Source organism: Mesorhizobium sp. M0968, assembly GCF_040319065.1.
GTDB lineage: Bacteria > Pseudomonadota > Alphaproteobacteria > Rhizobiales > Rhizobiaceae > Mesorhizobium.
The window spans coordinates 1-15,128 of sequence record NZ_JAMYNL010000021.1; the positions used below are offsets into that span (position 1 = coordinate 1).

The following is a 15,128-nucleotide window of genomic DNA, read 5'->3' on the forward strand; positions in this document are numbered from 1 at the left end:
GCACGGGCGTCGAGATGTTCCGCAAGCTGCTCGACCAGGGCCAGGCCGGCGACAACATCGGCGCGCTGCTGCGCGGTGTCGACCGTGAAGGCGTCGAGCGCGGCCAGGTCCTGGCCAAGCCCGGCACCGTCAAGCCGCACAAGAAGTTCGTTGCCGAAGCCTACATCCTGACCAAGGACGAGGGCGGCCGCCACACGCCGTTCTTCACCAACTACCGTCCGCAGTTCTATTTCCGCACGACGGACGTGACCGGCATCGTGTCGCTGCCGGAAGGCACCGAGATGGTGATGCCGGGCGACAACATCACCGTCGATGTCGAGCTGATCGTGCCGATCGCCATGGAAGAGAAGCTGCGCTTCGCCATCCGTGAAGGCGGCCGCACCGTCGGTGCCGGCATCGTCGTCACCATCACAGAGTAATTTGGACTTAAACCGATCTGTCGCGGGCGCTGCCCGCGCCGCGCCAGAACAAGGAAGTGACGCATGAACGGACAGAATATCCGCATCCGCCTGAAGGCGTTTGATCACCGGGTGCTCGACGCCTCGACACGGGAAATCGTGTCGACCGCCAAGCGCACCGGCGCCAACGTCCGCGGCCCCATTCCGCTGCCGACGCGGATCGAAAAGTTCACGGTCAACCGGTCGCCTCACGTCGACAAGAAGAGCCGCGAGCAGTTCGAGATGCGCACGCACAAGCGTCTGCTCGACATCGTCGACCCGACCCCGCAGACGGTCGATGCTTTGATGAAGCTCGACCTGGCCGCCGGTGTCGACGTCGAGATCAAGCTGTAAGGAACCAGAGGTCAGCGGGGCGACCCGGAACTCTGAAGGAACAAGAGGCGTGGAGGGGCGACAGCCCCGACAGGGAACTCTAAAGGAATTGAACCGATGCGTTCAGGTGTGATTGCAAAGAAGGTGGGAATGACCCGCATCTACAACGATGCCGGGGAACATGTTCCCGTCACTGTTCTCCAGATGGAGAACTGCCAGGTCGTGGCGCAGCGCACGCAGGAGAAGAACGGCTATACCGCCGTCCAGCTCGGCGTTGGCCTTGCCAAGGTGAAGAACACGTCGAAGGCGATGCGCGGCCATTTCGCGACCGCTTCCGTCGAGCCCAAGGCCAAGGTTGCCGAGTTTCGCGTCTCTGCCGACAACATGATCGATGTTGGCGCCGAGATCACCGTCGAGCACTTCGTCGTCGGCCAGAAGGTCGATGTGACGGGCACCACGATCGGCAAGGGCTTCCAGGGCGTCATCAAGCGGCACCACATGGGTGGCGGCCGCGCAACGCACGGCAACTCGGTGTCGCACCGTACACACGGCTCGACCGGCCAGCGCCAGGATCCGGGCAAGGTGTTCAAGGGCAAGCATATGGCCGGCCACATGGGCGACACCCGCGTCACCACGCAGAATGTCGAGGTCGTCTCGACCGACGCCGATCGCGGCCTGATCCTGATCCGCGGTGCGGTCCCGGGTTCGAAGGGTGCATGGATCCTGGTCCGCGACGCGGCCAAGGTGGCGCTTCCGGCCAATGCGCCGAAGCCCGCCGCGATCCGCGCCCTTGCGACTGACGGTGCCGCCACGAACGAGGCCCCGGCCACAGAGGGAGCGGAATAATGGACCTCAAGATTACAACGCTTGGCGGCAAGGACGCCGGCAAGCTGAAGCTCTCCGAAGAGATTTTCGGCCTCGATCCGCGTGAGGACATCCTGCAGCGCGTCGTGCGCTGGCAGCTTGCCAAGAAGCAGCAGGGCACGCACAAGGCCAAGGGTCGCGCGGAAATCGCCCGCACCGGCGCCAAGATGTACAAGCAGAAGGGTACGGGCCGCGCCCGTCACCATTCGGCTCGCGCTCCGCAGTTCCGCGGCGGTGGCAAGGCCCATGGCCCGGTCGTGCGCAGCCACGAGCACGATCTGCCTAAGAAGGTGCGTGCGCTCGGCCTGAAGCATGCGCTTTCGGCCAAGGCCAAGAGCGCGTCGATCATCATCATCGACGAGCTGAAGCTGACCGAGGCCAAGACCAAGGCGCTGATCGCGAATTTCGCGACGCTGGGCCTGAGCAACGCCCTGGTGATTGGCGGCGCCGAGCTTGACAAGAACTTCAAGCTGGCAGCGACCAACATCCCGAACATCGACGTGCTGCCCATCCAGGGCATCAACGTCTACGACATTCTGCGCCGCGGCACGCTGGTCCTTTCCAAGGCCGCCGTCAAGGCTCTCGAGGAGCGCTTCAAATGACCGACCTTCGTCATTACGACGTGATCGTCTCGCCGGCGATCACCGAAAAGTCGACCATGGCTTCCGAGCAGAACCAGGTCGTCTTCAACGTCGCCAAGAAGGCGTCGAAGCCGGAAATCAAGGCCGCCGTCGAAGCGCTGTTCGGCGTCAAGGTGATGGCCGTGAACACGCTTGTCCGCAAGGGCAAGATCAAGCGCTTCCGCGGCACGATCGGCCGCCAGAGCGACGTCAAGAAGGCGGTTGTGACGCTGGCCGAAGGCCAGTCGATCGACGTCGCGACGGGTCTCTGAGCAAGGTCGCGAGGACAGAACAATGGCACTGAAAAAATTCAACCCGGTAACGCCGAGCACCCGTCAGCTGGTCATCGTCGATCGGTCGGGCCTCTACAAGGGCAAGCCCGTCAAGGGCCTGACCGAAGGCCTGACCAAGTCGGGCGGCCGCAACAATTACGGCCGCATCACAGCCCGCTTCATCGGCGGCGGTCACAAGCGCACCTACCGCATCATCGACTTCAAGCGCCGCAAGTTCGACGTCGTCGGCACGGTCGAGCGCATCGAGTACGATCCGAACCGCACCGCCTTCATCGCGCTGATCAAGTATGACGATGGCGAGCTGTCCTACATCATCGCCCCGCAGCGTCTGGCTCCCGGCGACAAGATCGTGGCCGGTGAATCGGTCGACGTGAAGCCGGGCAACGCGATGCCGCTGGCCTCGATGCCGGTCGGCACGATCGTCCACAATATCGAGCTGAAGCCCGGCAAGGGCGCTCAGGTCGCCCGTTCGGCCGGCGGTTATGGCCAGCTCGTCGGCCGCGACCAGGGCATGGCGATCCTGCGCCTCAATTCGGGCGAGCAGCGTGTCGTCCACGGCTCCTGCATGGCCACTGTCGGCGCCGTGTCCAACCCGGACCACGGCAACATCAATGACGGCAAGGCAGGCCGCACCGTGTGGCGCGGCAAACGTCCGCACAATCGCGGCGTGACCATGAACCCGGTCGACCATCCACATGGCGGCGGCGAAGGCCGCACGTCGGGTGGCCGCCATCCGGTTTCGCCCTGGGGCAAGCCGACCAAGGGCAAGAAGACGCGGTCCAACAAGGCGACCGACAAGTTCATCCTGCGCTCGCGCCATCAGCGCAAGAGCTAAGAAGAGGTAACGCCAAGTGACTCGTTCGATTTGGAAAGGCCCCTTCATCGACGGCTACCTTCTGAAGAAGGTGGACAAGGTTCGTGAAGGTGGTCGCAATGAGGTGATCAAGATGTGGAGCCGCCGCTCCACCATCCTGCCGCAGTTCGTCGGCTTCACCTTCGGTGTCTACAACGGCCAGAAGCACGTTCCCGTCTCGGTGAACGAGGACATGGTCGGTCACAAGTTCGGTGAATTCGCTCCGACCCGGACCTATTACGGTCACGGCGCGGATAAGAAGGCGAAGAGGAAATAATCATGGGCAAGGCCAAAGCTCCGCGCAGGCTTGCTGACAACGAAGCGCGCGCCGTGTTGCGCACGATCCGTATCAGCCCGCAGAAGCTGAACCTGGTTGCCGCGCTGATCCGCGGCAAGAAGGTCGCGACAGCGCTTTCCGACCTCGAATTCTCGGCCAAGCGGATTTCCGGCACGGTCAAGAAGACGCTGGAATCGGCGATCGCCAACGCGGAAAACAACCACGACCTCGACGTCGATGCGCTGATCGTGGCGGAAGCCTATGTCGGCAAGTCGATCGTCATGAAGCGGTTCCATGCCCGTGGCCGTGGGCGCGCCAGCCGTATCGAGAAGCCGTTCTCGCACCTCACGATCGTCGTTCGTGAAGTCGAAGAAAAAGGGGAGGCCGCATAATGGGCCAGAAAGTCAATCCGATCGGTCTGCGTCTCGGCATCAACCGCACCTGGGATTCGCGCTGGTTCGCGAACACCGGCGAGTACGGCAAGCTGCTGCACGAGGACATCAAGATCCGCAAATATCTTGAGAAGGAACTCAAGCAGGCTGCGATCTCGAAAGTCGTGATCGAGCGTCCGCACAAGAAGTGCCGCGTCACCATCCATGCGGCGCGTCCGGGCCTGATCATCGGCAAGAAGGGCGCCGACATCGAGAAGCTTCGCAAGAAGCTAATGGAGATGACCAAGTCCGAGACGCATCTGAACATCGTCGAAGTGCGCAAGCCGGAGATCGACGCGACCTTGGTCGCCCAGTCGATCGCCCAGCAGCTCGAGCGCCGCATCGCGTTCCGCCGCGCCATGAAGCGTGCCGTGCAGTCGGCGATGCGCCTCGGTGCCGAAGGCATCCGCATCAACTGCGCCGGCCGTCTCGGCGGCGCCGAGATCGCGCGCATGGAATGGTATCGCGAAGGCCGCGTGCCGCTGCATACGCTGCGTGCCGACGTCGACTACGGCACGGCCGAGGCGAATACGGCCTACGGCATCTGCGGCGTCAAGGTCTGGGTGTTCAAGGGCGAAATCCTCGAGCACGACCCGATGGCTTCGGAGCGCCGCGCCACCGAGGGCGATCATGCGCATGGCGGTGGTGGTGAGCGCGAACGCGGTCGCCGTCGCGAAAACGCGTAAGACATTTAGGAATTTGGAGTTAGAACGATGCTGCAGCCAAAGCGCACAAAGTTCCGCAAGCAGTTCAAGGGCCGCATCCACGGTACCGCCAAGGGCGGCACCAACCTGGATTTCGGTGGTTTCGGGCTGAAGGCGCTTGAGCCGAACCGCGTCACCGCGCGTGAGATCGAGGCGGCCCGCCGCGCGATCACCCGCGAGATGAAGCGTGCCGGCCGCGTGTGGATCCGTATCTTCCCGGACGTGCCGGTGACGTCGAAGCCGACCGAAGTCCGTATGGGTAAGGGCAAGGGCGCGGTCGACTACTGGGCGGCACGCGTCAAGCCGGGCCGCATCATGTTCGAGATCGACGGCGTCAACGAGGAAACCGCCCGTGAGGCGCTGCGTCTCGGCGCGGCCAAGCTCTCGGTCAGGACGCGCTTCGTACAGCGCATCGCAGAATAAGGACGGGCTGATCATGAAAGCCGAAGACATCCGGACCAAGACCCAGGACCAGCTGACCGACGACCTGGCCAGCCTGAAGAAGGAGCAGTTCAACCTGCGCTTTCAGAAGGCCACCGGCCAGCTTGAGAAGACCGCGCGCGTGAGGCAGGTCCGCAAGGACATTGCGCGTATCAAGACCATCGCTGCGGAAAAGTCCGCGGCCAAGAAGGCTTAAGGACGAAAACCATGCCAAAGCGCATTCTGCAGGGCACCGTCGTCAGCGACAAGAACGAGAAGACGGTTGTCGTCAAGGTCGAACGGCGCTTCACGCATCCCGTGATGAAGAAGACCGTGCGCATGACCAAGAAGTACAAGGCGCACGACGAGAACAACGCCCACAAGGTCGGCGATCAGGTGTTCATCCAGGAATCGAAGCCGATTTCCAAGGACAAGCGCTGGGTCGTGGTGTCTTCGGACCAGGCCTGATCAGGGCCAACGAAACGAATTTTGGACAGACCGGGGAGGGGTGAGAAACCCGTCCCGTTAGAAAAGAAGAAGGCGGCCAGTCATGATTCAGATGCAAACAAACCTCGACGTCGCGGATAATTCCGGCGCCCGTCGTGTCATGTGCATCAAGGTGCTGGGCGGCTCGAAGCGGAAATACGCTTCCGTGGGCGACATCATCGTGGTGTCGATCAAGGAAGCCATCCCGCGCGGCCGCGTCAAGAAGGGCGATGTGATGAAGGCGGTCGTGGTTCGCACGGCCAAGGACATCCGCCGCCCGGACGGCAGCGTGATCCGTTTCGACAAGAACGCAGCCGTTCTCGTCGACAACAAGAAAGAGCCGATCGGCACGCGTATCTTCGGACCGGTTCCGCGCGAACTCCGCGCCAAGAACCACATGAAGATCATCTCGCTCGCGCCTGAAGTGCTGTAAGGAGCCGGACCAATGCAGAAGATTAGAAAAGGCGACAAGGTCGTCGTGCTGGCCGGCAAGGACAAGGGCCGTTCGGGCGAAGTCCTCTCGGTACAGCCGAAGGACGACACCGCGCTGGTGCGCGGCGTCAACCTGATCCGTCGTCACCAGAAGCAGTCCCAGTCCCAAGAGGGCGGGATCATCACCAAGGAAGCGCCGATCCAGCTGTCGAACATCGCGCTGGCCGACCCTAAGGATGGCAAGCCGACCCGCGTCGGCTTCATCTTCCAGAAGGACGGCAAGAAGGTGCGCGTCGCCAAGCGCTCGGGAGAAGTCATCAATGGCTAAGGCTCAAACCAAGCAGGCAACTGCCCAGAACACGCCGCGCCTCAAGCAGGTCTACAACGAGACCATCCGCAAGGCGCTGCAGGAGCAGTTCGGCTACGAGAACGAGATGCAGGTTCCGCGCATCGACAAGATCGTGCTGAACATGGGCGTCGGCGAGGCGACCGGCGATTCGAAGAAGCCTTCGATCGCGGCGGAAGACCTTGCGATGATCGCCGGCCAGAAGGCCGTCGTCACCCGCGCCCGCAACTCGATCGCCGGCTTCAAGGTCCGCGAGAAGATGCCGATCGGCGCCAAGGTCACGCTGCGCAAGGAACGCATGTACGAGTTCCTCGACCGCCTCGTGAACATCGCACTGCCGCGCGTCCGCGACTTCCGCGGACTTAATCCGAAGAGCTTCGATGGCCGTGGCAACTATGCCATGGGCATCAAGGAACACATCGTGTTTCCGGAGATCAACTACGACAAGGTTGATCAGATCTGGGGCATGGACGTCATCGTTTGTACGACTGCGAAGACGGACGACGAAGCCAGGGCATTGCTCAAGGCCTTCAACTTCCCCTTCCGCCAGTAACGGCAGCGAGAAAAGGAAAAATCTGAAATGGCAAAGACCAGCTCAGTCGAGAAGAACAACAGGCGCCGCAAGCTTGCGGACCAGTTCGCTGCCAAGCGCGAGGTGCTCAAGGCGATCATCATGGATCAGTCCAAGCCGATGGAAGAGCGCTTCCGCGCCCAGCTGAAGCTTTCGGCGCTGCCGCGCAACTCGGCCAAGACCCGCATCCGCAACCGCTGCGAAGTCACCGGACGTCCGCGTGCCTATTATCGCAAGCTCAAAGTATCGCGTATCGCGCTTCGTGATCTCGGCAATAACGGCCAGATCCCGGGCCTGGTCAAGTCGAGCTGGTAAGGAGGACATAACATGTCATTGAGCGATCCTCTCGGCGATATGCTGACCCGCATCCGCAACGCGTATGGCCGCAAGAAGTCGAGCGTTTCGACGCCGGCCTCGCGCCTGCGTACCCGCGTCCTCGACGTGCTGAAGGCGGAAGGCTATATCCGCGACTACAGCCAGACCGACTTCGACAACGGCAAGTCCGAAATCGAGATCGAGCTGAAGTATTTCGATGGTGCGCCGGTGGTGCGCGAAATCGCTCGGGTCTCGAAGCCCGGCCGCCGCGTCTACGTTTCGGCCAAGTCGATACCGCACGTCGCCAACGGCCTCGGCATCGCCATCCTTTCGACGCCGAAGGGCGTGATGGCCGACCACGAAGCGCGTGAACAGAATGTCGGCGGGGAAATCCTCTGCCAGATCTTCTGATCTGGTATGTGACCCGGTTGGAAACAGGTTTTCGGGATCTAGTCCCGAAAGCCGAGACCTGAAACAAGAGAAGTGACGAGGACAACAAAATGTCTCGTATTGGAAAGAAACCCGTTTCGCTGCCGCAGGGCGTGACCGCGACCGTCAACGGCCAGACCGTGACGGCGAAGGGTCCGAAGGGCGAGCTGAAGTTCGTGGTGAACGACGAAGTGCTGGTCAAGATGGAAGGCAGCGAGATCGCTGTCCAGCCGCGCGACCAGACCAAGACTGCCCGTTCCAAGTGGGGCATGTCACGCACGCAGATCGTCAACATCCTGCAGGGCGTCAAGGACGGCTTCGAAAAGAAGCTCGAGATCACCGGCGTCGGCTATCGTGCCGCCATGCAGGGCAAGAACCTGCAGCTGGCGCTCGGCTTCAGCCATGACGTCGTCTACGAGACGCCGCAGGGCGTGACGATTTCGGTGCCGAAGCCGACGGAAATCATGGTGACCGGCATCGACAAGCAGCAGGTCGGCCAGGTTGCCGCCGAGATCCGCGAGTATCGCAGCCCCGAGCCCTACAAGGGCAAGGGTGTCCGCTATGCCGGCGAGAAGATCGTCCGCAAGGAAGGCAAGAAGAAGTAATTTTAACGCCGCGGGGAGCGGTCGCGGGAGGCTTGTCCTACCGCATATGGTTGCCCCCGTTTTTTGAAGGCAAGGAACTGATATCATGGGCTCGAAAGAATCCACCCAACGCCGCGCCCAGCGCGTCCGCCGCCAGATCAAGAAGGTTGCCGGCGATCGTCCGCGCTTGTCGGTCCATCGCACATCGAAGAACATCTACGTCCAGGTGATCGATGACGCCAAGGGCCACACGATCGCGGCTGCTTCGACGCTCGAGAAGGAGCTCAAGGGCTCGCTCAAGACCGGCGCCGACACCGCGGCCGCCGCTGCCATCGGCAAGCTGATCGCCGAGCGTGCCTCGAAGGCCGGCGTCAAGGAAGTCGTCTTCGACCGCGGCGCCTACATCTACCACGGCCGTGTCAAGGCGCTTGCCGAGGCTGCCCGTGAAGGTGGTCTGAGCTTCTAAAAACGAAATTCGCCCCCGGCCACCCACAGAGGCGCCGGATATCATCATCAACCGTGCTTCCGGAAAAAAACAAGGAACAGGATATGGCACAGGAACGTAGGGATGGCGGCCGCGGCCGTGATCGCGAAGAGCGCGACGACGGCATGGTCGACAAGCTCGTCCACATCAACCGTGTCGCCAAAGTCGTCAAGGGCGGCCGGCGCTTCGGCTTTGCGGCACTTGTTGTCGTCGGCGACCAGAAGGGCCGCGTCGGCTTCGGCCACGGCAAGGCGCGCGAAGTGCCGGAGGCGATCCGCAAGGCGACCGAATCGGCCAAGCGCGACATGATCTTCGTGCCGCTGCGCTCAGGCCGCACGCTGCACCACGACGTCGAGGGACGCTGGGGTGCGGGACGCGTTCTGCTGCGCGCCGCCAAGCAAGGTACCGGCATCATCGCCGGCGGCCCGATGCGCGCCGTTTTCGAAACGCTCGGCATGCATGACGTGGTCGCCAAGTCGATGGGTTCTTCGAACCCCTACAACATGGTTCGTGCCACGTTCGACGCGCTGAAGAGCCAGATGCATCCGAAGGATGTGGCTGCCGCGCGCGGCATCAAGTATTCGACCCTTCAGGCCCGCCGCGGCACCGCCGTTGCGGCTGAAGAATAGTCGACGCTGACCAGGGATTTGACCATGGCCAAGAAAGCAACCAAGACCATCACCGTCGAGCAGATCGGTTCGCCGATCCGCCGGCCGAAGGAGCAGCGCGCAACGCTGGTCGGCCTCGGCCTCAACAAGATGCACAAGCAGCGCACGCTGGAGGATACGCCCTCGGTGCGCGGCATGATCGCTGCCGTCCAGCATCTCGTCCGCGTCGTGGACGAGGGCTGAACCAGAGCGCAGGAGAACCCAGATGAAACTCAATGATCTGCGTGACAAGGACGGCGCGACGCACTCCAAGAAGCGTCTCGGCCGTGGCATCGGCTCCGGTTCGGGCAAGACCGCCGGTCGCGGCGTCAAGGGCCAGAAGGCGCGCTCCGGCGTCGCCGTCAACGGCTTCGAGGGTGGCCAGATGCCGCTCTACCGCCGCCTGCCGAAGCGCGGCTTCAACAATATCTTCGCCAAGAGCTTCACCGTCGTGTCGCTGGCCCGCATCCAGGCGGCGCTCGATGCCAAGAAGCTCGACGCCAAGACAGTTGTAACGGCCGAGGCGCTGGTTGCGGCTGGCGTCATCCGTCGCGTCAAGGACGGCGTGCGCATCCTTTCAGACGGCGACATCAAGGCCAAGCTTGCCTTCGACGTGGCCGGAGCCTCCAAGGCCGCGATCGAGAAGATCGAAAAGGCCGGCGGCTCGGTGAAGCTGCCTGAGAAGGCAGCCGCCGAGTAACGGCAATTTGAAGCACGGCCGGCAAAGGTGGAATTCGGTTTTGCCTGCGGTTGTGCTTTGATCCGACAGATGTGACGGCCGCATCAACGCGGCCGCTTGCATGTTTGCAGTCCGGAGCTTATCTCGTGAGTTTCGGTGACACGCGCCGCCTGAGCTGCGGGCATCGAGCGTGACCAAGCGGAGAATCAGGCATGGCTTCGGCTGCTGAACAACTAGCCTCGAATCTGAATTTTTCGGCCTTCGCCAAAGCCGAGGATCTGAAGAAGCGCATCTGGTTCACCATCGGCGCGCTGCTCGTCTACCGTCTTGGCACCTATATCCCGCTGCCCGGCATCAATCCGGACGCCTTTGCCCACGCCTTCTCGTCGCAGAGCAAGGGCGTGCTTGGCATGTTCAATATGTTTGCAGGCGGTGCCGTGCAGCGCATGGCGATCTTTGCCCTCGGCATCATGCCCTATATCTCCGCCTCCATCATCATGCAGCTTATGACCTCGGTCATTCCGTCGCTGGAAGCGCTGAAGAAGGAAGGCGAGCAGGGCCGCAAGATTATCAACCAGTATACGCGCTACGGGACCGTGCTTCTGGCGCTGGTCCAGGCCTACGGCATTTCGGTCGGGCTCGAGGGCGGAAACGGCATCGTCAACGATCCCGGCATCTTTTTCCGCATCTCGACCGTCGTCACGCTGGTCGGCGGCACCATGTTCCTGATGTGGCTCGGCGAGCAGATCACCGCCCGCGGCATCGGCAACGGCATTTCGCTGATCATCTTCTCCGGCATTGTCGCCGGCCTGCCGCGCGCCATCTCCGGTACCTTGGAGCTAGGCCGCACCGGAGCGCTGTCGACCGGCCTGATCCTGGCGATCATCGTGCTCGCCATTATCGTTATCGGCCTGATCGTCTTTTTCGAGCGCGCCCAGCGCCGCCTGCTGATTCAGTACCCCAAGCGCCAGGTCGGCAATCGCATGTTCCAGGGCGATACCTCGCATTTGCCGCTGAAGCTCAACACATCCGGCGTCATTCCGCCGATCTTCGCTTCGTCGCTATTGCTGCTGCCGGCGACCGTCGCCGGTTTCTCGCAGACGACGAACATGCCCGCTTGGGCCAGCACCATCCTGGCGTCGCTCGGTCATGGCCAGCCGCTCTACATGGCCTTCTACGCGGCGATGATCGTGTTCTTCGCCTTCTTCTACACGGCGATCGTCTTCAACCCAAAGGACACCGCGGACCAATTGAAGAAGCATTCGGGCTTCATCCCGGGCTATCGCCCGGGCGAGCGCACCGCGGACTATATTGACTATGTGCTCACCCGCATCACCGTCGTCGGCGCCATCTATCTGGTGCTGGTGTGTCTGCTGCCCGAGTTCCTGATTTCAGCGACTGGCGTACCGTTCTACCTTGGTGGCACTTCGCTCCTGATCGTGGTCAGTGTAACGCTCGATACGGTGGCGCAGATTCAGGGTCACCTGATCGCGCACCAGTATGAGGGCCTGATCAAGAAGTCGAAGCTGCGCGGGGGGAAAAAGGCCAGATGAGGTTGATATTGCTTGGACCGCCGGGGGCGGGCAAGGGGACACAAGCACTGAGACTGGTAGAACGACACGGCATCCCACAGCTTTCCACGGGGGACATGCTGCGTGCTGCTGTCCAGGCCGGCACCGAAGTCGGCAAGCGCGCCAAAGCGGTGATGGACGCTGGCGAACTGGTGTCCGACGCTATCGTCAACGCCATTGTGGCCGAGCGCATCGATCAAGCTGATTGCGCAAACGGCTTCATCCTTGACGGGTATCCCCGAACTCTGGTGCAAGCGGACGCCGTTGAGGAAATGCTGTCGGATCGCGGACTGGAGCTAGATGCGGTCATCGAATTTGTCGTCGATGACAAGGCGCTGGTTGGCCGAATCGTCAAGCGCGCCGAAGAAGCCAAGGCCGCAGGCCTGCCGGTGCGCAAGGACGACAGTCCAGCGGTGTTCGAAGAACGCTTGAGGGAATATTACAAGAAAACCTCGCCGCTGATCGGTTACTACTACGCCAAGGGCAAACTCAGGGGCGTCGATGGCATGGCCGACATCGATGCGGTGACGCAGCAGATCGAGGCGGTGCTCAGGGCAACGACCCAGACAGTTGGCCAGGCGGCCGGCTAGAGAATCGAACGATTGCGCTTGACTGGAGCGGTCCGCTGGGGTATGGCGGCCCGTCTTCCTATCAGGCATGAGGCTTGCTTGTCCGCAAGGGCAAGGCAGGCCGCTTTGAACTGGAAACTCCCGCAAGGGCCGGCCTCCACCGGACGCGGGGCAACTTGAAGCGCCGGCTCGCCCGGCCTATATGGAGAAGAGAAGAACATGGCTCGTATAGCCGGCGTGAACATTCCGACCAACAAGCGCGTTGTCATTGCGCTTCAATACATTCATGGCATTGGCAAGAAGTTCGCCCAGGAGATCGTCGACAAGGTCGGCATCCCGGCCGAGCGCCGCGTCAACCAACTGACCGACGCGGAAGTGCTGCAGATCCGCGAGACCATCGACCGCGACTACCAGGTCGAGGGCGACCTGCGCCGCGAAGTGTCGATGAACATCAAGCGGCTCATGGACCTCGGCTGCTACCGCGGCCTGCGTCACCGTCGCTCGCTGCCGGTTCGTGGCCAGCGCACGCACACCAATGCGCGCACCCGTAAGGGCCCGGCCAAGTCGATTGCCGGAAAGAAGAAGTAATTTAGGGCAGTAAGGGGGGTAGGGCAGTAAGGCAATAGGGACGGCAGACATACTGCCCTACTGCCATATTCCCCTACTGCCTTCTCCCTGGTGGAGCCGCTGGCATTACGGCGGTGTAGAGATCAACTGAAAGGACTATCATGGCCAAGGAAGCCGCTCGTGTTCGCCGTCGCGAACGCAAGAATATCTCGTCGGGCGTTGCCCACGTCAATTCGACCTTCAACAACACGATGATCACCATCACCGACGCACAGGGCAATTCGATTGCCTGGTCGTCGGCCGGAGCCCAGGGCTTCAAGGGATCGCGCAAGTCGACCCCTTTCGCTGCCCAAATGGCTGCCGAAGATGTTGCCAAGAAGGCTCAGGAACACGGCATGCGCATGCTCGAGGTCGAGGTCTGTGGACCCGGCTCCGGTCGTGAATCGGCGCTGCGCGCACTGCAGGCAGCAGGCTTCACCATCACCTCGATCCGTGATGTGACGCCGATCCCCCATAATGGCTGCCGCCCGCGCAAGAAGCGCCGCGTCTAAAGAATTTACCGAACGCCGCGCGAGCGCCTCAAGGGCGCTCCTCCACGGCATTCCAGGTCGCCCGCCACGATTGGATGGTGGCGGGACAACGGAAGGAAAGCACTATGATCCAGAAAAATTGGCAAGAACTGATCAAGCCGAACAAGATCGAGTTCTCGTCGAAGAAGAAGACGCTGACCACGCTGGTCGCCGAGCCGCTCGAGCGCGGCTTCGGCCTCACCCTAGGCAACGCGCTGCGCCGCGTGCTTCTGTCTTCGCTGCGTGGCGCGGCTGTAACCGCTGTGCAGATCGACGGCGTTCTGCATGAATTCTCGTCCATCGCCGGCGTCCGCGAGGACGTGACCGACATCGTTTTGAACATCAAGGAAATCGCCATCCGCATGGAAGGCGACGGCCCCAAGCGCATGGTCGTCCGCAAGCAGGGACCGGGCGCGGTTCTCGCCGGCGACATCCAGACGGTCGGCGACGTCGAGATCCTCAATCCCGACCACGTCATCTGCACGCTGGACGAAGGCGCTGAAATCCGCATGGAATTCACCGTCGATACCGGCAAGGGCTATGTGCCGGCCGACCGTAACCGCGCCGAGGACGCGCCGATCGGGCTGATCCCCGTCGACAGCCTGTATTCGCCGGTCAAGAAGGTCTCCTACAAGGTCGAGAACACCCGCGAGGGCCAGGTTCTCGACTATGACAAGCTGACCATGACCATCGAGACCGACGGTTCGATTTCGGGCGAGGACGCGGTGGCCTTCGCCGCTCGCATCCTGCAGGACCAGCTCGGCCTGTTCGTCAATTTCGACGAGCCGCAGAAGGAAGTCGCTGCCGAACAGGTTACCGAGCTTGCCTTCAACCCGGCGCTGCTCAAGAAGGTCGACGAACTCGAGCTTTCGGTGCGTTCGGCCAACTGCCTGAAGAACGATAACATCGTCTATATCGGCGATCTGATCCAGAAGACCGAAGCCGAGATGCTGCGCACCCCGAACTTCGGCCGCAAATCGCTGAACGAGATCAAGGAAGTCCTGGCGGCGATGGGCCTTCATCTCGGCATGGAAGTGCCGGACTGGCCGCCGGAAAACATCGAAGACCTCGCCAAGCGTTACGAAGATCAATATTAAGCATGATCCCGAACCGAAGGTCAGCGCAGCAAAAAGTTGCAGACTTTTCGGACAAGATCATGCGGCTAACCAACTGAGGCTCAGGCCTCTTGAAACCGCAATGAAGGAGAAGAGCCATGCGCCACGGTTTTAAAGGCCGCCGGTTCGCCCGCAGCATAAGCCATCGCAAGTCGATGTTTGCCAACCTTGCCGTGTCGCTTATCGAGCACGAGCAGATCCTCACCACGCTGCCGAAGGCGAAGGATTTGCGTCCGATCGTCGAAAAGCTGGTGACGCTCGGCAAGCGCGGCGACCTGCACGCCCGCCGCCAGGTTATTGCCCAGATCGGCAATGAAGGCGTCGTCAAGCGCCTGTTCGATACCATCGCGCCGCGTTACGCCACCCGCAACGGCGGCTATCTGCGCATCATGAAGGCCGGCTTCCGCCACGGTGACAATGCCGCAATGGCGGTCATCGAATTCGTCGACCGCGACACCTCGGCCAAGGGCGCCGGCGACCGTGCCCGCATCGAGGCCGAAGGCACCGAAGAGGAAGCCGCAGCCGCATAAGG

28 protein-coding genes are annotated in these 15,128 nt (G+C 62.0%); all 28 read left to right on the forward strand.

Annotated elements, in window-relative coordinates:
* Nucleotides 1-419 (forward strand): EF-Tu C-terminal domain-related protein (locus NKH67_RS26025; protein WP_502893805.1); only part of this gene is annotated, 419 nt, incomplete at its 5' end.
* A 63-nt stretch (nt 420-482) separates the two neighbouring features.
* Entirely contained in the window at nt 483-791 is a 309-nt protein-coding gene (gene rpsJ, locus NKH67_RS26030; RefSeq protein ID WP_006205468.1) for a 30S ribosomal protein S10, read from the forward strand.
* Between the two features lie 96 nt (nt 792-887).
* A complete protein-coding gene (rplC, locus tag NKH67_RS26035; protein ID WP_352451050.1) occupies nt 888-1,616 on the forward strand; it encodes a 50S ribosomal protein L3 in 729 nt (242 codons plus the stop codon).
* The gene (rplD, locus tag NKH67_RS26040; protein ID WP_352502958.1) at nt 1,616-2,236 is read left to right on the forward strand and encodes a 50S ribosomal protein L4; all 621 of its coding nucleotides are present in this window, start codon (nt 1,616-1,618) and stop codon (nt 2,234-2,236) included. Before rplC ends, rplD begins: the two co-directional genes overlap by 1 nt.
* Nucleotides 2,233-2,526 carry a 50S ribosomal protein L23 gene (locus tag NKH67_RS26045; RefSeq protein WP_023675139.1) on the forward strand — a complete coding sequence of 98 codons (294 nt, stop codon included), beginning with the start codon at nt 2,233-2,235 and terminating at the stop codon, nt 2,524-2,526. The genes rplD and NKH67_RS26045 overlap by 4 nt, the downstream gene beginning before the upstream one ends.
* A gap of 22 nt (nt 2,527-2,548) precedes the next feature.
* Complete coding sequence (gene rplB, locus NKH67_RS26050) at nt 2,549-3,382, forward strand: 50S ribosomal protein L2 (protein WP_023675138.1); 834 nt, start codon at nt 2,549-2,551, stop codon at nt 3,380-3,382.
* Nucleotides 3,383-3,398: 16 nt separating this feature from the next.
* A complete protein-coding gene (gene rpsS, locus NKH67_RS26055; protein ID WP_006205463.1) occupies nt 3,399-3,677 on the forward strand; it encodes a 30S ribosomal protein S19 in 279 nt (92 codons plus the stop codon).
* Between the two features lie 2 nt (nt 3,678-3,679).
* Entirely contained in the window at nt 3,680-4,069 is a 390-nt protein-coding gene (gene rplV / locus NKH67_RS26060) for a 50S ribosomal protein L22 (protein ID WP_006205462.1), read from the forward strand.
* On the forward strand, nt 4,069-4,794 hold the full coding sequence (rpsC, locus tag NKH67_RS26065; protein WP_023675137.1) for a 30S ribosomal protein S3: 726 nt from the start codon (nt 4,069-4,071) through the stop codon (nt 4,792-4,794). Before rplV ends, rpsC begins: the two co-directional genes overlap by 1 nt.
* Nucleotides 4,795-4,821: 27 nt before the next feature.
* The gene (rplP, locus tag NKH67_RS26070) at nt 4,822-5,235 is read left to right on the forward strand and encodes a 50S ribosomal protein L16 (protein ID WP_006205460.1); all 414 of its coding nucleotides are present in this window, start codon (nt 4,822-4,824) and stop codon (nt 5,233-5,235) included.
* 13 nt (nt 5,236-5,248) lie between these two features.
* Complete coding sequence (gene rpmC, locus NKH67_RS26075) at nt 5,249-5,449, forward strand: 50S ribosomal protein L29 (RefSeq protein WP_006205459.1); 201 nt, start codon at nt 5,249-5,251, stop codon at nt 5,447-5,449.
* 11 nt (nt 5,450-5,460) lie between these two features.
* Nucleotides 5,461-5,700 (forward strand): 30S ribosomal protein S17, encoded by a 240-nt coding sequence (rpsQ, locus tag NKH67_RS26080; protein WP_023675136.1) that lies wholly within the window; start codon nt 5,461-5,463, stop codon nt 5,698-5,700.
* Between the two features lie 82 nt (nt 5,701-5,782).
* Complete coding sequence (gene rplN / locus NKH67_RS26085) at nt 5,783-6,151, forward strand: 50S ribosomal protein L14 (protein ID WP_006205457.1); 369 nt, start codon at nt 5,783-5,785, stop codon at nt 6,149-6,151.
* A gap of 12 nt (nt 6,152-6,163) precedes the next feature.
* Nucleotides 6,164-6,478: a 50S ribosomal protein L24 gene (rplX, locus tag NKH67_RS26090; protein WP_254817150.1), complete on the forward strand. Its 315-nt coding sequence runs from the start codon at nt 6,164-6,166 to the stop codon at nt 6,476-6,478.
* Nucleotides 6,471-7,049, forward strand: a complete 579-nt coding sequence (gene rplE, locus NKH67_RS26095; RefSeq protein WP_008875670.1) for a 50S ribosomal protein L5 — start codon at nt 6,471-6,473, stop codon at nt 7,047-7,049. The genes rplX and rplE overlap by 8 nt, the downstream gene beginning before the upstream one ends.
* Before the next feature lie 27 nt (nt 7,050-7,076).
* Complete coding sequence (gene rpsN, locus NKH67_RS26100) at nt 7,077-7,382, forward strand: 30S ribosomal protein S14 (RefSeq protein WP_352451046.1); 306 nt, start codon at nt 7,077-7,079, stop codon at nt 7,380-7,382.
* Between the two features lie 12 nt (nt 7,383-7,394).
* Entirely contained in the window at nt 7,395-7,793 is a 399-nt protein-coding gene (gene rpsH / locus NKH67_RS26105; RefSeq protein WP_006205453.1) for a 30S ribosomal protein S8, read from the forward strand.
* 89 nt (nt 7,794-7,882) lie between these two features.
* The gene (gene rplF, locus NKH67_RS26110; protein WP_352502957.1) at nt 7,883-8,416 is read left to right on the forward strand and encodes a 50S ribosomal protein L6; all 534 of its coding nucleotides are present in this window, start codon (nt 7,883-7,885) and stop codon (nt 8,414-8,416) included.
* Between the two features lie 85 nt (nt 8,417-8,501).
* Nucleotides 8,502-8,861, forward strand: a complete 360-nt coding sequence (rplR, locus tag NKH67_RS26115; protein WP_023675132.1) for a 50S ribosomal protein L18 — start codon at nt 8,502-8,504, stop codon at nt 8,859-8,861.
* Nucleotides 8,862-8,944: 83 nt separating this feature from the next.
* The gene (gene rpsE / locus NKH67_RS26120; RefSeq protein ID WP_006333394.1) at nt 8,945-9,508 is read left to right on the forward strand and encodes a 30S ribosomal protein S5; all 564 of its coding nucleotides are present in this window, start codon (nt 8,945-8,947) and stop codon (nt 9,506-9,508) included.
* A 24-nt stretch (nt 9,509-9,532) separates the two neighbouring features.
* Entirely contained in the window at nt 9,533-9,730 is a 198-nt protein-coding gene (gene rpmD, locus NKH67_RS26125; protein WP_006205449.1) for a 50S ribosomal protein L30, read from the forward strand.
* A 22-nt stretch (nt 9,731-9,752) separates the two neighbouring features.
* Complete coding sequence (gene rplO, locus NKH67_RS26130) at nt 9,753-10,226, forward strand: 50S ribosomal protein L15 (RefSeq protein ID WP_292660428.1); 474 nt, start codon at nt 9,753-9,755, stop codon at nt 10,224-10,226.
* Nucleotides 10,227-10,417: 191 nt separating this feature from the next.
* A complete protein-coding gene (secY, locus tag NKH67_RS26135; RefSeq protein WP_352471807.1) occupies nt 10,418-11,758 on the forward strand; it encodes a preprotein translocase subunit SecY in 1,341 nt (446 codons plus the stop codon).
* Nucleotides 11,755-12,366, forward strand: a complete 612-nt coding sequence (locus NKH67_RS26140) for an adenylate kinase (protein WP_352502956.1) — start codon at nt 11,755-11,757, stop codon at nt 12,364-12,366. The genes secY and NKH67_RS26140 overlap by 4 nt, the downstream gene beginning before the upstream one ends.
* Nucleotides 12,367-12,564: 198 nt before the next feature.
* The gene (gene rpsM, locus NKH67_RS26145; protein WP_006205445.1) at nt 12,565-12,933 is read left to right on the forward strand and encodes a 30S ribosomal protein S13; all 369 of its coding nucleotides are present in this window, start codon (nt 12,565-12,567) and stop codon (nt 12,931-12,933) included.
* A 140-nt stretch (nt 12,934-13,073) separates the two neighbouring features.
* Nucleotides 13,074-13,463, forward strand: a complete 390-nt coding sequence (gene rpsK / locus NKH67_RS26150; RefSeq protein ID WP_006205444.1) for a 30S ribosomal protein S11 — start codon at nt 13,074-13,076, stop codon at nt 13,461-13,463.
* A 104-nt stretch (nt 13,464-13,567) separates the two neighbouring features.
* Nucleotides 13,568-14,578 (forward strand): DNA-directed RNA polymerase subunit alpha, encoded by a 1,011-nt coding sequence (locus NKH67_RS26155; RefSeq protein WP_023675128.1) that lies wholly within the window; start codon nt 13,568-13,570, stop codon nt 14,576-14,578.
* 116 nt (nt 14,579-14,694) lie between these two features.
* Nucleotides 14,695-15,126, forward strand: a complete 432-nt coding sequence (rplQ, locus tag NKH67_RS26160) for a 50S ribosomal protein L17 (RefSeq protein WP_023675127.1) — start codon at nt 14,695-14,697, stop codon at nt 15,124-15,126.
* Nucleotides 15,127-15,128: the final 2 nt, after the last annotated feature.

Bases quoted from the DNA above. Each gene is read 5' to 3' on its own strand.
- rpsQ (WP_023675136.1), top strand. From the start codon at position 5,461: ATGCCAAAGCGCATTCTGCAGGGCACCGTCGTCAGCGACAAGAACGAG.
- rplP (WP_006205460.1), top strand. From the start codon at position 4,822: ATGCTGCAGCCAAAGCGCACAAAGTTCCGCAAGCAGTTCAAGGGCCGC.
- rplC (WP_352451050.1), top strand. From the start codon at position 888: ATGCGTTCAGGTGTGATTGCAAAGAAGGTGGGAATGACCCGCATCTAC.
- rplO (WP_292660428.1), top strand. From the start codon at position 9,753: ATGAAACTCAATGATCTGCGTGACAAGGACGGCGCGACGCACTCCAAG.
- rplE (WP_008875670.1), top strand. From the start codon at position 6,471: ATGGCTAAGGCTCAAACCAAGCAGGCAACTGCCCAGAACACGCCGCGC.
- secY (WP_352471807.1), top strand. From the start codon at position 10,418: ATGGCTTCGGCTGCTGAACAACTAGCCTCGAATCTGAATTTTTCGGCC.
- rplX (WP_254817150.1), top strand. From the start codon at position 6,164: ATGCAGAAGATTAGAAAAGGCGACAAGGTCGTCGTGCTGGCCGGCAAG.
- rplD (WP_352502958.1), top strand. From the start codon at position 1,616: ATGGACCTCAAGATTACAACGCTTGGCGGCAAGGACGCCGGCAAGCTG.
- rpsK (WP_006205444.1), top strand. From the start codon at position 13,074: ATGGCCAAGGAAGCCGCTCGTGTTCGCCGTCGCGAACGCAAGAATATC.
- NKH67_RS26140 (WP_352502956.1), top strand. From the start codon at position 11,755: ATGAGGTTGATATTGCTTGGACCGCCGGGGGCGGGCAAGGGGACACAA.
- rplR (WP_023675132.1), top strand. From the start codon at position 8,502: ATGGGCTCGAAAGAATCCACCCAACGCCGCGCCCAGCGCGTCCGCCGC.
- rpmC (WP_006205459.1), top strand. From the start codon at position 5,249: ATGAAAGCCGAAGACATCCGGACCAAGACCCAGGACCAGCTGACCGAC.
- rplQ (WP_023675127.1), top strand. From the start codon at position 14,695: ATGCGCCACGGTTTTAAAGGCCGCCGGTTCGCCCGCAGCATAAGCCAT.
- rplF (WP_352502957.1), top strand. From the start codon at position 7,883: ATGTCTCGTATTGGAAAGAAACCCGTTTCGCTGCCGCAGGGCGTGACC.
- rplN (WP_006205457.1), top strand. From the start codon at position 5,783: ATGATTCAGATGCAAACAAACCTCGACGTCGCGGATAATTCCGGCGCC.
- rpsM (WP_006205445.1), top strand. From the start codon at position 12,565: ATGGCTCGTATAGCCGGCGTGAACATTCCGACCAACAAGCGCGTTGTC.
- NKH67_RS26155 (WP_023675128.1), top strand. From the start codon at position 13,568: ATGATCCAGAAAAATTGGCAAGAACTGATCAAGCCGAACAAGATCGAG.
- rpsJ (WP_006205468.1), top strand. From the start codon at position 483: ATGAACGGACAGAATATCCGCATCCGCCTGAAGGCGTTTGATCACCGG.
- NKH67_RS26045 (WP_023675139.1), top strand. From the start codon at position 2,233: ATGACCGACCTTCGTCATTACGACGTGATCGTCTCGCCGGCGATCACC.
- rpsE (WP_006333394.1), top strand. From the start codon at position 8,945: ATGGCACAGGAACGTAGGGATGGCGGCCGCGGCCGTGATCGCGAAGAG.
- rpsN (WP_352451046.1), top strand. From the start codon at position 7,077: ATGGCAAAGACCAGCTCAGTCGAGAAGAACAACAGGCGCCGCAAGCTT.
- rplV (WP_006205462.1), top strand. From the start codon at position 3,680: ATGGGCAAGGCCAAAGCTCCGCGCAGGCTTGCTGACAACGAAGCGCGC.
- rpsH (WP_006205453.1), top strand. From the start codon at position 7,395: ATGTCATTGAGCGATCCTCTCGGCGATATGCTGACCCGCATCCGCAAC.
- rpmD (WP_006205449.1), top strand. From the start codon at position 9,533: ATGGCCAAGAAAGCAACCAAGACCATCACCGTCGAGCAGATCGGTTCG.
- rplB (WP_023675138.1), top strand. From the start codon at position 2,549: ATGGCACTGAAAAAATTCAACCCGGTAACGCCGAGCACCCGTCAGCTG.
- rpsC (WP_023675137.1), top strand. From the start codon at position 4,069: ATGGGCCAGAAAGTCAATCCGATCGGTCTGCGTCTCGGCATCAACCGC.